This is a genomic window from Streptomyces sp. NPDC022552, from assembly GCF_055561875.1.
In genome coordinates, this window is the sequence record NZ_JBVHGJ010000004.1 from 1 (window position 1) to 14,647 (window position 14,647).

13 protein-coding genes are annotated in these 14,647 nt (G+C 71.5%); 6 read left to right on the plus strand and 7 right to left on the minus strand.

The annotated features are described in order from the left end of the window. The 4 genes from ACZ3OF_RS13085 to ACZ3OF_RS13100 all read right to left on the minus strand — a co-directional run. Positions 1-313 (minus strand): ATP-binding cassette domain-containing protein (locus ACZ3OF_RS13085; RefSeq protein WP_467304969.1); only part of this gene is annotated, 313 nt, incomplete at its 3' end. 5 nt (positions 314-318) lie between these two features. Then, entirely contained in the window at positions 319-1,260 is a 942-nt protein-coding gene (locus ACZ3OF_RS13090) for an amino acid ABC transporter permease (protein WP_361679637.1), read from the minus strand. 30 nt (positions 1,261-1,290) lie between these two features. Then, on the minus strand, positions 1,291-2,244 hold the full coding sequence (locus tag ACZ3OF_RS13095; RefSeq protein ID WP_467304463.1) for an ABC transporter substrate-binding protein: 954 nt from the start codon (positions 2,242-2,244) through the stop codon (positions 1,291-1,293). A gap of 147 nt (positions 2,245-2,391) precedes the next feature. Then, positions 2,392-3,891 carry an aminotransferase class I/II-fold pyridoxal phosphate-dependent enzyme gene (locus tag ACZ3OF_RS13100; RefSeq protein WP_467304465.1) on the minus strand — a complete coding sequence of 500 codons (1,500 nt, stop codon included), beginning with the start codon at positions 3,889-3,891 and terminating at the stop codon, positions 2,392-2,394. A 72-nt stretch (positions 3,892-3,963) separates the two neighbouring features. Between ACZ3OF_RS13100 and ACZ3OF_RS13105 the strand changes: the two genes are divergently transcribed. After that, positions 3,964-4,881, plus strand: a complete 918-nt coding sequence (locus tag ACZ3OF_RS13105; protein ID WP_361679646.1) for a LysR family transcriptional regulator — start codon at positions 3,964-3,966, stop codon at positions 4,879-4,881. A gap of 38 nt (positions 4,882-4,919) precedes the next feature. On the opposite strand, the gene ACZ3OF_RS13110 is transcribed toward ACZ3OF_RS13105, so the two are convergent. Continuing rightward, positions 4,920-6,335, minus strand: coding sequence for a short-chain fatty acyl-CoA regulator family protein (locus ACZ3OF_RS13110; protein WP_467304468.1), 1,416 nt, complete (start codon positions 6,333-6,335; stop codon positions 4,920-4,922). A 368-nt stretch (positions 6,336-6,703) separates the two neighbouring features. On the opposite strand from ACZ3OF_RS13110, the gene aceA reads away from it, so the two are divergent. The 3 genes from aceA to ACZ3OF_RS13125 all read left to right on the plus strand — a co-directional run bounded on the left by aceA (position 6,704) and on the right by ACZ3OF_RS13125 (position 10,547). Next, entirely contained in the window at positions 6,704-7,990 is a 1,287-nt protein-coding gene (gene aceA, locus ACZ3OF_RS13115; RefSeq protein WP_361679875.1) for an isocitrate lyase, read from the plus strand. Between the two features lie 122 nt (positions 7,991-8,112). Further along, positions 8,113-9,705, plus strand: coding sequence for a malate synthase A (gene aceB / locus ACZ3OF_RS13120; RefSeq protein WP_361679652.1), 1,593 nt, complete (start codon positions 8,113-8,115; stop codon positions 9,703-9,705). Beyond that, positions 9,702-10,547 (plus strand): 3-hydroxybutyryl-CoA dehydrogenase, encoded by an 846-nt coding sequence (locus ACZ3OF_RS13125; protein ID WP_467304471.1) that lies wholly within the window; start codon positions 9,702-9,704, stop codon positions 10,545-10,547. The genes aceB and ACZ3OF_RS13125 overlap by 4 nt, the downstream gene beginning before the upstream one ends. Before the next feature lie 38 nt (positions 10,548-10,585). Here the strand turns inward: ACZ3OF_RS13125 and ACZ3OF_RS13130 are convergent, their stop codons facing one another. Together ACZ3OF_RS13130 and ACZ3OF_RS13135 are read right to left on the minus strand one after the other, a co-directional pair. After that, on the minus strand, positions 10,586-11,818 hold the full coding sequence (locus ACZ3OF_RS13130; RefSeq protein ID WP_361679657.1) for an NAD(P)/FAD-dependent oxidoreductase: 1,233 nt from the start codon (positions 11,816-11,818) through the stop codon (positions 10,586-10,588). 82 nt (positions 11,819-11,900) lie between these two features. After that, positions 11,901-12,845 carry an RNA polymerase sigma-70 factor gene (locus ACZ3OF_RS13135; protein ID WP_361679660.1) on the minus strand — a complete coding sequence of 315 codons (945 nt, stop codon included), beginning with the start codon at positions 12,843-12,845 and terminating at the stop codon, positions 11,901-11,903. A gap of 192 nt (positions 12,846-13,037) precedes the next feature. Here ACZ3OF_RS13135 and ACZ3OF_RS13140 point away from each other — a divergent pair, with 192 nt between their 5' ends. Together ACZ3OF_RS13140 and ACZ3OF_RS13145 are read left to right on the plus strand one after the other, a co-directional pair. Beyond that, a complete protein-coding gene (locus ACZ3OF_RS13140; protein WP_467304474.1) occupies positions 13,038-13,250 on the plus strand; it encodes a hypothetical protein in 213 nt (70 codons plus the stop codon). 184 nt (positions 13,251-13,434) lie between these two features. Beyond that, positions 13,435-14,646 carry an amidohydrolase gene (locus ACZ3OF_RS13145; protein ID WP_467304476.1) on the plus strand — a complete coding sequence of 404 codons (1,212 nt, stop codon included), beginning with the start codon at positions 13,435-13,437 and terminating at the stop codon, positions 14,644-14,646. Position 14,647 lies beyond the last annotated feature (1 nt).

The following is a 14,647-nucleotide window of genomic DNA, read 5'->3' on the forward strand; positions in this document are numbered from 1 at the left end:
GGGCCGTCATGTGCGGGAACAGGTTGAAGCGCTGGAAGACCATGCCGATGTCACGGCGCTGGGCGGCGACCTCGCTGTCCTTCAGCTCGTAGAGCCTGTCGCCCTTCTGGCGGTAGCCCACCAGCTCGCCGTCGACCGACAGCCGTCCGCCGTCGACACGCTCCAGGTGGTTGATGCACCGCAGGAACGTCGACTTGCCGGAGCCCGACGGGCCGACCAGACAGAACACCTCACGGGGAGCGACCTCGAGATCGATGCCACGCAGGATGTGCGCCGCGCCGTAGGACTTGTGGACGCCCTCGGCCTTCACCATCGCGGTCACTTGGCCACCGCCTTACGGTCGGAGAGGAGGGAGAGGTTCGCCGTGATCTTCTGCCACGGCGTCAGGGGCAGGGAGCGCGACGAGCCGCGGGAGTAGTGCCGTTCCAGGTAGTACTGGCCGACGCTGAACACACTGGTCAGGACCAGGTACCAGATCGAGGCGACGAAGAGCATCTCCATGACCGCGAACGAGGTCGAGGCGATGTCCTGGGCGGCGCGCAGCAGATCCGGGTACTGCACGGCCACGACCAGGGAGGAGGTCTTCAGCATGTTGATGAACTCGTTGCCCGTCGGCGGGATGATCACCCGCATCGACTGCGGCAGCACCACGCGCCGCATCGTCTTCGCCTGGCTCATGCCCAGGGCCTGCGAGGCCTCGGTCTGCCCCTCGTCGACCGACTGGATGCCGGCCCGGACGATCTCCGCCATGTACGCGCCCTCGTTCAGGCCGAGACCCAGCAGGGCGGCCAGGAAGGGCGTCATGACGTCGGTCATCTCGTCCTTGTAGAACCCGATGTCGAAGACCGGGAAGATCAGGGCGAGGTTGAACCAGATCAGCAGCTGCACATAGACCGGCGTGCCGCGGAAGATCCAGATGTAGAGCCAGGCGACCGAGCTGGTGACCGGGTTCCTGGAGAGCCGCATGACGGCGAACAGCACGCCCAGCGCAAGGCCCAGTGCCATCGCGGCGACGCTGATGAGCACCGTGTTGCCCAGGCCGCTCAGGACGGCGGAGTCGAACAGCTTCTCCGGCACGGTGGCCCAGCGGACGTTGCCCTGGGAGAAGGCGTGGCCCAGGAGAACCACGAGGAGGACCACGGCGACGCCGGCGACCCAGCGTCCGTAGTGGCGGACCGGTATGGCCCTGATGGGCTCCGGCCGGCCTCCGGCGGGGGCGGGTGCCGTCCCGGCCGGAATCTTGTCGATCTTCTCAGTCACTGCGACTGCCCTTCAGTGGTACGCGCGAGGTCAGGAGCCGCCGTTGATCTCGGCCGAGGTCACGGCCCCCGAGCCCGCACCCCACTTGTCCAGGGCTTTCTTGTACGAACCGTCGTTGATGATCGCCTCCAGCGCTTCCTTCAGCGCGTCGCGCAGCTGGGTGTTCTTCTTGTCGACCGCGATACCGAAGGGACCGGCCTCGATCTGGTCGCCGACGACTTCGAAGGCCTTTCCTCCGTCCGCCTTGCGCGCCAGGTCCAGGGCCACCGGGTAGTCGTTCACTCCGGCGACGGCGCCGCCCGCCTTCACGCGGGTCTGGGCCTCGGCATCGGTCGGGAAGGACTCGATCTCGATGGCCGGCTTGCCGTCCGCCTCGCAGTCCTTCGACTGCGTCTTGACGACGGTCTCGAACGTGGTGCCCCTCTGTACGGCGGCCGTCCGTCCGCAGAGGTCCGCGATGGACGTGATCTGACGCGGGTTGCCCTTCTGGACGTACACGACGGAGCCGGCGATGAAGTAGTCGACGAAGTCCACGCCGTTGCCGGTCTTCCGGCCCTTCCCGTCCAGACCGTCCTGGCGGGCCTTGGTGTCGCTCATCGACGACATGACGATGTCCTGTCGCCCGGAGTTGAGGGAGGTGATGAGGCTGTCGAACGTACCGCTGGTGAAGACGAACTTCACGCCGAGTTGCCTGCCGAGGGCGTCGGCGATGTCGGGGTCGACACCGACGATCTCTCCGTTCTCGATGAACTCCATCGGAGCGTAGGCGGCGTCCGTACCGACCTTGATCACACCGGCGTCCTGGTACTTCTTCGGAAGCTTGGCGAACAAGGGGGCTTCGCTCCCGGCTCCGCCGGCCTGGCTGCCACCGGAGCTCTGGCTTGCGCCGGTCTGGTCGCCGCAGGCGCCCAGCAGCAGCAGCGTGGCTGTCGTCGCGGCTACGGCAGCGGCGATCGACTGACGGATCGGAATGCGTGCGGCCATGGTCGTGCTCTCTCTCAGGACGGTGTGGGTTCGGGACGGCGGGGGGTGGGGGACGGTGAGGCGTGCGGGACGGCGGGGGTGCGGGACGGTGGAGAGCGGGTGCGAGCCCGATCGGGCGTGCGAGAGCCGGGGTCGTCGCTTGGTCTCTCAGTCGACGACGCGCAGCCGGGTGACGCCCGGGTCGAGCGCCCCGCGGACATGGCCGTTCGGTGCGGTCGCGGTCCGCTGAAGGAAGCGGACGACCTCGGCGGTGATGACCTCGCCCGGAAGGACGTTGGGGATGCCGGGCGGGTACGCGGCCAGAGTGTCCGCGGAGATCCGTCCGACGGCCTGCTCCGCGGGCAGCACCCGGGTCGGGCTCAGAAACGCCTCGCGGGCAGTGAGCTTCGCGGGGCCGGGTGCCGGCAGGTGCGGCATGGCCGCCGGGTCGGAGCCGAATCCGGTGAGCGGGGAGGGCAGGGTGTGGAGCGCTTCGAGGAACCGGTCGGTGTCGGGGACGAAGCCCGCGCCGATCACGGCGACGATCGCCGCGTCGGTCGCCACCTCGACCATGACCTGGTGGTCCCGGAAGAGCAGCCGCCTGGCTTCGTGCCCCGTGATCCCGCCCGCGCGGGTGTCGATGGCGATCCGCAGCGGATCAAGGCCGACGATGTCGGGGAAGGCGTCGAACCGGTCGCTCACCACGGAGAAGCGGCCCAGCGCGCGCACCACGTTCCGCACTCTGTCCGCGGCCGCGACCGACGTGGCCGTCGCGCCCGTGTCCACGACCAGGGTCCTGCGGGCGAGGTCCAGAGACGCGGTCAGCAGGGCACTCGCGCTCGTCGACTGCACCAGCCGGAACGCCCGGTCCACGAGCGGTTCGAGCTGGTCCGCGAAGGGCCCCTCGGCCACGTGCAGCATCGCCGACTGCGTCAGGCTGCCCGCGAGCTTGTGCGTACTGGACGTCACCAGGTCCGCGCCCAGGGAGAGCGCGCCCGCGGGAAGCTCGGGGTGGAAGCCGAAGTGGGATCCCCATGCTTCGTCGACGATCAGCGGAACGCCCGCGGCATGGGCGGTGTCCGCGATGGCGCGCACGTCGGCCACGGCGCCGAAGTAGCTCGGCGAGACGATGTACACGGCCGCCGCGTCGGGTGTCCGCTCGAGCGCCGCTGCCACGTCCGTGGCCGTCACGCCATGAGCGATGCCCTGCTCGGGGTCGACGGAGGGCTGGACGAAGACCGCGTCCATGCCCGAGAGCACGAGCCCGTCGATCACGCTGGAGTGCACACTGCGCTGCACGACGAGCGTGCGCCCCAGCGAAGGGGCCACCATCGAGGCGATCTGGTTGCCCTGCGACGCGCCGTTGGTCAGGAACCAGGTGCGCCGTGCGCCCCAGGCTTCGGCGGCGAGCGCCAGCGCCTGGTCGAGCGGGGTGTCCGCGCCGAGGTCGATGCCGTCGAGCAGCGGCGGGAAGTCCAGCGCCGTGATCCGCGAGCCGAAGAACCCGGCGAGGTCCGATCCGGGGGCCGCGGCGTGCCCGGGGACGTTCAGCCTCAGCCAGTCCCGTCCCGCGTGGGCGAGCACCGCCTCGGCGAAGGGGGCGGACAGCTGGCCGGAGCGGGGATCGGTGGGATTCGGGGTGCGGGAATCGGTCGTTCGCGTGTTCACCCCGGGAGCGTGACACTCCTCCAGCCATTGAGGAATGGTGGACTTTTCGTGCCCCCTCCATAGGATCTCTATATGCTCGACGTGAGACATCTCCAGGTACTCCGCTCCATCGCCCAGGAGGGATCGCTGGCCGCCGCCGGCCGTGCGCTGCACTACAGTCAGCCCACGATCACCCACCATCTGGCCTCCCTGGAAGCGCACTTCGACGCCCAGCTCGTGCAGCGCGGGCCGCGAGGTGCCACCCTGACCGAGCTCGGCGAAGCCCTGCTGCCGCACGCCGAGGCGGTGCTCGAACGCCTTCGCCACGCCGAGCTTGAGGTGCGCAACCTCGCCGAGCGCGGCATGCGCACCATCCACATCGGCACCTTTCCCACGGCCGGAGCTCTGCTCCTGGCGCCGGCGGTCAAGCGCCTCCACCAGCAGGGTGTCCACATCTCGCTCACCGAAGGCGAACTACCCTTGCTCCTGCGCGCGTTGCGCGCCGGGGAGCTCCAGGCCGCGCTGGTCTTCTCCCAGCCCGGCGACCGTCTCAACCTCGACGAGGATGTCGAGGTCCACCCGCTGCTGTCCGATCCGCTCCTGCTGGTCATGCCCGAAGACCACCCGTGCGCGTCGCTGGACCGGGTCCCGCTCGCCGATCTGCGCGACACCGCGTGGGTGGGCGCGGCCGACCCGCACGACCCGTGCGACCGCGTACTGGCCTGGGCATGCGGCCAGGAGGGCTTCGAGCCGCTGCACGCGATGCGCACGGACGACTACGCGGTGGTCCAGGGCCTCGTGGCCGCCGGGACGGGCGTGGCGCTGATCCCCCGGCTCGCCCTGGGGGCTCCGCGCCCCGACCTGGCCGTACGGCCCCTGACCGGACCCGCCCTCGCGCGGGAGATCAGCGTGGCGGTCCTGCGCACCGCCTCGAACCAGGCCGCCCAGGAGTTGATCTCGGCGTTGCAGGAGCAGGCCGCGCTGATCGCGGAGCGCTGGGCCATGGCCTGAACCCCCGCTCCCTCGGGTCGAGTTGTGCCGCGTGTGTCCTATGTCCGCCGGTCGGCGACCTGGTAGGGGACGAAGGTGCTGGTGTTCTCGTCCACGGCGAGCGGGCGGCCCAGCGGGGGGACCGCGCGCTGGGGGCAGTCGAGGCGTTCGCAGAGCCGGCAGCCCATGCCGATCGGGGTTGCCGCCGCGGCGTTGTCGAGGTCGATGCCGTCCGAGTACACGAGCCGGGAGGCGTGGCGGATCTCGCAGCCGAGGCCGATGGCGAAGGTCTTTCCTGGCTCGCCCCAGCCGCCCCGGTGGCGGGTGACGGCGCGCGCCGTCCACAGGTGACGCTGCCCGTCGGGCATGGCCGCGACCTGGACATGGATCCGGCCGGGCGCGGCGAAGGCCTCGTACACGTTCCACAGCGGGCAGGTGCCGCCCGCGCGGGAGAAGTGGAATCCGGTCGCGGACTGCCGCTTGGACATGTTCCCCGCCCGGTCGACTCGGACGAAGGAGAAGGGGACCCCGCGCAGTCTGGGGCGTTGGAGGGTGCTCAGTCGGTGGCAGACCGTCTCGTAGCCGAGGCCGAAGTGGTCGGTGAGCCGCTCGATGTCGTAGCGGAACTCCTCGGCGGCCGTGTGGAAGGCGCGGTACGGGAGGATGAGCGCGGCGGCGAAGTAGTTGGCGATGCCGATCCGGGCCAGGCCGTGCGCGGTGGACCCGGCCGGGAAGTCCTCCGCGGCGAGCCGGTCCAGCTCGTCCCCGTACTCCATCAGGGCCAGTTGGGTGGCCATCCGGAAGGCCTGCTGGCCCGGCCGCAGCCGTGCGGAGAGGTGGAGCACGCGCCCGGGCTCCTCGTAGCGGTGCAGCCGCTCGGATCCGGCCGCCGCGTCGCCGACGACCCGTACGCCGTGCCGCTCCGCCAGCCGGGTGGAGAGGGCGTGGACGACTTCCCCGGGCCGGATCCCGATGCCGCGGGCGAGGTCCTCGGCAGCCAGGTCGGTGTCGTGGAGGTAGTTCTGCCGCCGGTAGAAGAACTCGCGGATCTCCTCGTGCGGGGACAGGGGTCCACCTCGGTCCCCGTCCCGGCCGTCCGCCACCCCCGCCAGACCCTCGGCGAGCCGCCGGCCCCGGCGACCGAGGTCGAGGAGCACCTGCGCGACCGCCGGCATCCGGGAGGCGAGTTCGGCCAGGTCGGAGGCGGAGACGCGGGCCGCGGCGACCTCTCCGGCCAGCGCCTCGCGCAGGTCCGCGACCAGCCGGCTGGTGTCGCGCTCCGAGAAGAAGCCGGGATCGACGCCGAAGGCCTCGGTCAGCCGGAGCAGGACGGGCACCGTCAGCGGACGTGAGTCGTGCTCCATCTGGTTCAGATAGCTGGGCGAGATGGCCAGGACGCGCGCCAGCTCGGCCTGGCTCATCCGCCGCTCCTCGCGCAGCCGCCGCAGCCGCGCTCCCGCATACGTCTTGCTCATCAGCCCCCCTCGTCGCTCGGCTCACCCTACGTGGCAATCCGTGCGGAGCGACCTTTGCAAGCTTGGCAAACGGGCGCGAAAAGATTCGCAGAAGTTGGCAGCCGTCCCTGGTTGATGGCACCCAGTGTCATTGGGAGAGTCGTCCTGCGGCCCGCCGGTCCAGACGACCCAGGCGGTACCACCGGGCGCGATTCATGCCCTGATGTCGGTGATCCCGGCGGGTGCCGGTCGGCGGTCAGGCGCGATTGCTCCGTTCGTTCCACGAGGGACGGCGGGCCGCACCCCATCAATACGGCACACCGTGCCACACCTTTGCACAGTTGACGTGCACGGCCCGCTCGAACGACTTCATGGAGACGGTGACGGTCATGGCAGACACGAACACGACGGCAGCGGCGGCGAAGCTGGGCCGGCGCTGGGCGACGGATCCCCGCTGGACGGGGATCGAGCGCACGTACGGCGCCGAGGACGTCGTCCGTCTCTCCGGCAGCGTCCGCGAGGAGCACACCCTGGCCCGGCGCGGCGCCGAGCGGCTCTGGCGGCAGCTGCACGAGCGGGACTACGTCCACGCGCTCGGCGCGCTGACCGGCGGCCAGGCCGTGCAGCAGGTGCGTGCCGGGCTCCAGGCGATCTACCTGTCCGGGTGGCAGGTCGCCGCCGACGCCAACCAGGCCGGACACACCTACCCCGACCAGAGCCTCTACCCGGTCAACTCGGTGCCGCAGGTGGTCCGCCGGATCAACAACGCCCTGCTGCGGGCCGACCAGATCGCGACGGCCGAGGGCGGCTCGGACGACCTCGACTGGCTCGCGCCGATCGTGGCCGACGCCGAAGCCGGCTTCGGCGGCCCCCTCAACGCCTTCGAGCTGACCAAGGCGATGATCGCGGCCGGTGCGGCGGGCATCCACTACGAGGACCAGCTGGCCTCCGAGAAGAAGTGCGGCCACCTCGGCGGCAAGGTCCTCGTGCCCACCGCCCAGCACATCCGGACCCTGAACGCGGCGCGCCTCGCCGCCGACATCGCGGACACCCCGACGCTGATCATCGCCCGTACGGACGCCCTCGCGGCGAACCTGCTGACGAGTGACGTCGACGAGCGCGACGCGCAGTTCGTGACCGGCGAGCGCACCGCCGAGGGCTTCTACCGCGTCCGGAACGGGATGGCCCCGGTCATCGCCCGCGGCCTCGCCTACGCCCCGTACGCCGACCTCATCTGGGTCGAGACCGGTACTCCGGACCTGGCGCAGGCGCGGGAGTTCGCCGAGGCGATCCACGCCCGGTACCCGGACCGGATGCTGGCGTACAACTGCTCGCCGTCCTTCAACTGGAAGGCCGCGCTGGACGACGACCAGATCGCCAAGTTCCAGCGCGAGTTGGGGGCGATGGGCTACCGCTTCCAGTTCATCACCCTGGCCGGCTTCCACTCCCTCAACCACGGGATGTTCGATCTCGCCCGCGGCTACGCGGAGCACGGCATGACCGCCTATGTGGACCTCCAGGAGCGGGAGTTCGCCGCGCAGGTACAGGGCTTCACCGCGGTCAGGCACCAGCGCGAGGTCGGCACCGGCTACTTCGACCTGGTCTCCACCGCCGTCAACCCCGCCTCCTCCACGACCGCGCTCTCCGGATCCACCGAGGAGGAGCAGTTCCACTAGTCCGCCCCTCGGGCACCCACCGGCCCGCTCCTCCGGCCTCCGGCCGGTTCCGCGTCACGGCCGAACGGGGGCGAGCGGCGACTCCGCCCGCCCCCGTTCACCCCGCAGCACAGGAGAGTTCGATGACCACCAGCGCCCCGACCCGTCACGTCCGTGTCCTGGCCCGCCCCGGTGACCGCCACGACGAGATCCTCACCCCCGCCGCCCTGGACTTCGTCGGCCGGCTCGCCGACGCCTTCGGCGAACGCCGGCAGTGGCTCCTGAAGGAGCGTCGCCGGCAGGCCATCCGTCTCGCCACCGGGGCCCCGCTCGACTTCGCCGTCGCCACGTCGTCCGTGCGCGCCGACCCGACCTGGCGGGTCGCCCCGCCCGCTCCCGGCCTGACCGACCGCCGCGTCGAGATCACGGGCCCGCCCGACCGGCGCATGGCCGTCCATGCCCTCAACTCCGGTGCGCGGGTGTGGATGGCGGACTTCGAGGACTCCACCGCGCCCACCTGGGACAATGTCGTCGGCGGCCAGCTGACCCTGCTCGACGCCGTCGAGCGCCGCCTCGACGTCACCACGCCGGAGGGCAAGGAGTACCGCCTCGGCGAGGAGCTCGCCACCGTCGTGGTCCGGCCGCGCGGCTGGCACCTCGACGAGGACCACCTGGAGTTCGACGGCCGCGCGGTGCCCGCCTCCCTGGTCGACTTCGGTCTGTACTTCTTCCACTGCGCGCAGCGCCAGATCGACGCCGGACGCGGCCCGTACTTCTACCTCCCCAAGCTGGAGAACCACTACGAGGCGCGGCTGTGGAACGACGTGTTCGTCCTCGCGCAGGATCTGGTCGGCATCCCCCGGGGCACCGTCCGCGCCACGGTCCTCATCGAGACGATCACCGCCGCCTTCCAGATGGAGGAGATCCTCCACGAGCTGCGCGAACACAGCTCGGGCCTCAACGCAGGCCGCTGGGACTATCTGTTCAGCCTGATCAAGACCTTCGGTCACCGCACCGACTTCCTGCTGCCCGACCGGGCGCAGGTCACCATGACCGCCCCCTTCATGCGGGCGTACACCGAGCTCCTGGTGCGTACCTGCCACAGGCGCGGCGCGCATGCGATCGGCGGTATGGCCGCCCAGGTCCCGAGCAGGGACCCGGCCGCGCACGAGGCGGCGATCGCCAAGGTACGGCTGGACAAGGAGCGCGAGGCCGAGGACGGCTTCGACGGCTCCTGGGTCGCGCACCCCGGTCTCGTGCCGGTCTGCCGCGAGGTGTTCGACGGAGTGCTCGGCGACCGCCCGCACCAGCTCGACCGGACCCGCGAGGACGTCCAGGTGTCGGTCACCGACCTGCTCTCCGTACGGCGGATCGGCGCGCCGCCGACCGAGGAGGGAGTGCGCACCAACATCGCCGTCGCGCTGCGCTACTTCGACGCCTGGCTGCGCGGCCAGGGCGCCGTGGCGCTCTACGGGCTGATGGAGGACGCCGCCACCGCCGAGATCGCCCGGGTCCAGGTCTGGCAGTGGCTTCGGCACCGGGTGGTCGACCGCGAGACCGTGCTGCGCCTGCTGGACGAGGAGCTGACCGGGCTCGGCGCGGAGTACCCTTGGGCGGCGCTGGACGAGGTGCGTGCGCTCTTCGAGAAGACCGCGCTCGCGGCCGAGCTGCCGCTCTTCTTCACCCCTGACGCCTACTCGCGCCACCTCGTGCGCACCACGGAGCCGCGGGCATGAGCGCCGCGGACATCCGGCGCGTCGGTGTCGTGGGCGGCGGTCAGATGGGCGCGGGCATCGCCGAGGTGTGCGCGCGGGCCGGGCTCGACACCCTGCTCTGCGAGGCCACCGGCCCGGCGGCCGCGGCCGCCCGCGAACGGATCGCGGTCTCCCTCGAACGAGCCGTGCAGCGGGGCAAGCTCGACCGCCCCTCCGCCGAGGCCGCGCTCCACCGCGTCACGGTCACGGCGGAGCTCGTGGACCTCGCCGACCGGCAGCTGGTCGTCGAAGCCGTGACCGAGGACGCCGACGCCAAGACCGAGGTGTTCGCCGCCCTCGACAAGATCGTCGCCGATCCGAAGGCCGTTCTCATGCGCCTGGGCATGGCCACCGGCCGCGCCGACCGGGTGATCGGACTCCACTTCTTCAACCCCGTACCGGTCCTGCCGCTCGTCGAGGTCGTCACCACCCTGCACACCGCCGCCGAAGTGGCGGCGGACGTGACGGACTTCGCCACCCGCACCCTGGGCAAGACCGTCATCAGCTCCGGAGACCGGGCCGGCTTCGTCGTCAACGCCCTCCTCGTCCCCTACCTGTTGTCGGCGATCCGGATGACCGAGTCCGGCTTCGCCACCGCCACGGATGTCGACCGCGGCATGGAACTGGGCTGCGCCCACCCGATGGGCCCGCTCGGGCTGGCCGATCTGATCGGCCTCGACACCGTCGCCTCGATCGCCGGATCGCTGTACGCCGAGTTCAGGGAACCGCTGTACGCCCCTCCCCCGCTGCTCCTGCGCATGGTGGAGGCCGGCCTGCTCGGCCGCAAGACCGGCCACGGGTTCCACGCGTACGACCGGGAGTGAGGGGCGCCGGGTGCCGTGCTCGTCGCGCCGCGTGCCGGTCAGAGGGTGACGAGGCGGGGTTCCGCCTCGATGACCGGCGCGAGCCGGCGGCGGCGGGTCGGGAGGAGCATGGTCGGGTGCGAGACGCTCCAGGCCGCGCCCGAGCAGATCAACTCCTTGATACGGGCTCCGGTGCGGCCCGTGATGACGGTGGACGTCATCTGGTCGTCCTCGGTCACGCGCTGGAAGATGGCGTCGCGGCGGCCGAGGCTGATGCACTGGGCGGCGTAGCCGATCGTGGTCTCGGGGACCTTGCGGCCGGTCAGGCGCGCGGCGAGGGCGTCGGCGGCCTGCCAGGCCATCGGGGTGGCCGTGGCGCAGGACATCCGCAGCGGCTTGCCGCCCGCTCCCTGGGCGAGCGCGGCGTCGCCGACGGCGTACACGTCGGGGTGGGAGACCGAGCGCATGGTGCCGTCCACGACGATCTGACCGGTGTCGGACACCTCCAGGGTGGTGGCGGCCGCGATCGGGTGTACGGCGAAGCCCGCGGTCCACACGGTCACGTCCGCCGGGATCTCGCCGGCCGCCCGGGTCACCACGCCGTTCGCCTCGACGCGTGTGATGTCGGTCTGCTCGTGGACCGTGATGCCGAGGCGGTCGAAGGCACCGCGCAGGTGGCGCCGGGCCTTGTCGCTGAGCCAGTCGCCTACTCCGCCGCGGGCGGCGACGGCGACCTTGAGGCGCGGGTGCGCCTCGGCGATCTCGGTGGCCGCTTCGATGGCCGTCAGGCCGCCGCCCGCGATCAGCACGGTGCCACCGGGCTCCACCTCGCTCAGGCGGGCCCGCAGCCGCAGCGCGGCCTGCTTCCCGGCGACGTCGTGGGCGTACTCGGCGACACCGGGGACGCCGTGGTCGGTTCCGGTGCTCCCCAGGGCGTAGACGAGGGTGTCGTAGCCGAGGGTCTCGGCGCCACCGCTCTCGGGGTCGCGCTCAACGGCGCTCTGCGCGGGCCGTGCGTCCGGTACGAGCTCGACGGTCCTGCGGTCCACGTCGACCGCGGTGACCCGCGCCGTGCGAACCCGGACGCCGGTCCCCGCGTAGACGTCGCGCAGCGGGCGGGGCGGCAGATCCTGCCCGCTCGCCAGCTGGTGCAGGCGCACCCGCTCGACGAACTCGGGGTCGCCGTTGACCAGGGTGATCTCGACGTCGTCGTGGTGCAGCCGCCTGGCGAGGCGACCGGCGACGGTGGCTCCGGCGTACCCGGCTCCGAGGACGACGATGCGGTGCTTCATGGCTGGCTCCTGTTCCGGTGGGGATTCACCTCCTGAACCGGACAGCCGCGCGATCCCTGACACGTACGGAGTGTGACGTGCGTCACCACATCTCGGCGACGGGGTGATGAGGGCCGGTGGCCGCCCACTGCCGCGTGATGCGTTCCAACTTGTCGGGGTTGACCAGGAGCTGGAGCCCCCGGACGCCGTCGGGCGTCGCGTCGAGGCAGATGATGCCGACGATCCGCTCGCCGACCGCGACCAGCGCGGCGGGACCGCCGTTGACGACGACGGCATGGAGCGCGGGACGGCTTCCGAAACGGGCTCGCTTGGCCTCGGTCCGCCGGAACACACCGCGCAGGTAGCGCGCGACCCGGAGCGCACCGACGACCGGGGTCCTGCGGGCCGGGACATGGGCGCCACCGTCGGCCACGCTGACGGCGTCGCCGGTGAGCAGCCGGACCAACGGCTCGGTGTCCCCGCTGAGGGCGGCCGCGAGGAACTCCTCGACGACCTTCCGCGCGGCGACCGCGTCGATCTCCGCGCGGGCCCGGTCCGTGGTCAGGTGCTGCTTGGCACGCCGGTGGATCTGCTGGCAGTTCGCCTCGGTGAGGTCGAGGATCTCCGCGATCTCACGGTGCGCGTAGCCGAACGCCTCTCGCAGCACGTACACGGCACGCTCGTTGGGCGACAGCCGCTCCATGAGGGTGAGCATCGCGATGGAGACGGACTCGCGCTGCTCCACGGTGTCGGCCGGACCGAGCATCCGGTCGCCGGCCAGGACCGGCTCCGGGAGCCACTGGCCCACATAGGTCTCCCGTCGGACCCGTGCCGAAGTGAGCTGGTTGAGACAGAGGTTGGTGAGCACCTTCGTCAGCCACGCCTCGGGCGTCTCGATCCGTTCCCGGTCCGCCGCGTGCCACCGCAGATACGTTTCCTGCACGGCGTCCTCGGCATCGCCCGCCGACCCCAGCAGCCGGTACGCGATCGCCTCCAAGCGGCCCCTGGAGCGCTCGAACAGCTCGGCCTCGTACGTTAGGAGTGACATCCCGCCATGATCGTCCACCCGCCGCGGCCGCGTCCACCCGCTCCGTCGGAGACTCCGCACGGTGGGAAGACGTTCGAGGCGCTTGAACCTTCGCCGGGCGGGTGAAACGAGGCCCTGCCGCGGCGTGGCCCCGCACGTGGGGGCCTCAGGGGTGGGAAGGCTTCCTGTCACGTCCTGATCTCGGAGGAAGCAATGGCCAGCGGATTCGCAGTCGGGGACAGGGTGACCACGCAGGATCTGGGGCAGACCGCCGGCTCCCCACCGGTCTCGGTCGCCGACCTCCCGATCGGCAGGATCACCGCGCTGTCCGGCGACACGGCCACCGTCGACTGGTACGACGGCGAGAACGTCGACGCGACCACGGAAGTACCCGTGGCGCACCTGCACCTCGTCACGGAGCCGTAGGCACAGTCGTCGGGGCGGGCCACGGGGATGCGTGTCGCGAGGGGAGCGTAGGGAAGCCGCCCTGTACGCAACCGTGCGGCGCCACGACGGGAGGAGCGATCGTGGCGTCCCCGCGCGACCGCCCCCCGTGCGACTGCCGAGGCTCGGGGTGGCGCGGCGATCGACCAGGCCCGAGGAGGCCCACGTGTCACAGGTTCCGGAGTCCTTGTATGCCCGCATCCGGCAGGAGGTGGCCGCCCGCGAGGACCGGCTGTGGGAAGTCGGTCTCGCGCTGCATCGCGAACCGGAGACGGCCTACGAGGAGCATCGGGCGGCCCGTCTGCTGGCGGGCGAGCTCGAGCGGGAGGGCTTCGAGGTGGAGCGCGGTGCGGCCGGTCTGCCGACCGCGTTCGTGGCGCGTACGGGGTCGGGGCCGGCCGACGGGCCCCGGGAAGGGCCTTGTGTCGCCCTGCTGTTGGAGTACGACGCGCTGCCGCTTGTCGGGCACGCGTGCGGCCACAATCTGATCGCGTCGGCAGGCCTCGGTGCGGCGCTCGCCGTGCGGGCCGCGCTCGGCGAGTTCGAGGGGACTCTGCTGGCTGTCGGAACGCCCGCGGAGGAACGCGGCGGGGGCAAGGTGGCGATGGTGGCGGCGGGGCTGTTCGAGGGCGTGGACGCGGCGCTCATGTTCCATCCGGGCGCCCACGACTGGGCGTGGGCGCCGCTGACGGCGAGCGCTCAGGTACGGGTGGGGTTCCACGGTCGTGCCGCGCATCCGACCGGCAGCCCTACGGAGGGGATCGACGCGCTGGGGGCGCTGATCCAGCTCTTCAACACGCTCGGTGTCCTGGCCAAGCGGCTTCCCGCGGGATCGCACGTTCACGGCATCGTGACGGAGGGCGGGCGGGCCACGAACATCGTCCCCGAGTACGCGGAGGGCCTGTTCGGGTTGCGTGGGGGTACCACGTCCGCGCTGGAGGAGCTGGTGGAGGAGTTGCGTTCCTGCGCGCAGGGCGTGGCGCTGGCCACCCGTACCAGAGTGGAGGTGACCGACGTGGGAGGACGGTACGAGCACGTCCGTGCCAACGAGGTGCTGTCGGGCCTGTTCACCGGCCATCTCGGCCGCGGGGGCATCCAGTTGTCGGAGCCGGCGCCCGGCGTGTACCTGGGGTCGTCCGACTTCGGGAACGTCAGCACGCGGGTGCCCGGGATCCATCCATGGGTGGCCGTCATGGGTGCGGACGGATCCCGCCACACGCCCGAGTTCGCGGAAGCGGCGGTAGGGCCCCGGGCGCGGCGGGTGATGTCGGCCGCGGCGGAGGCGCTGGCGTGCACGGCGGCCGACGTCCTGCTGCGTCCGGACGTACGGGAGCGGGCCTGGGCGTGCCTGAGGGCGAAGGCCGCCGCGGGGCAGTGAC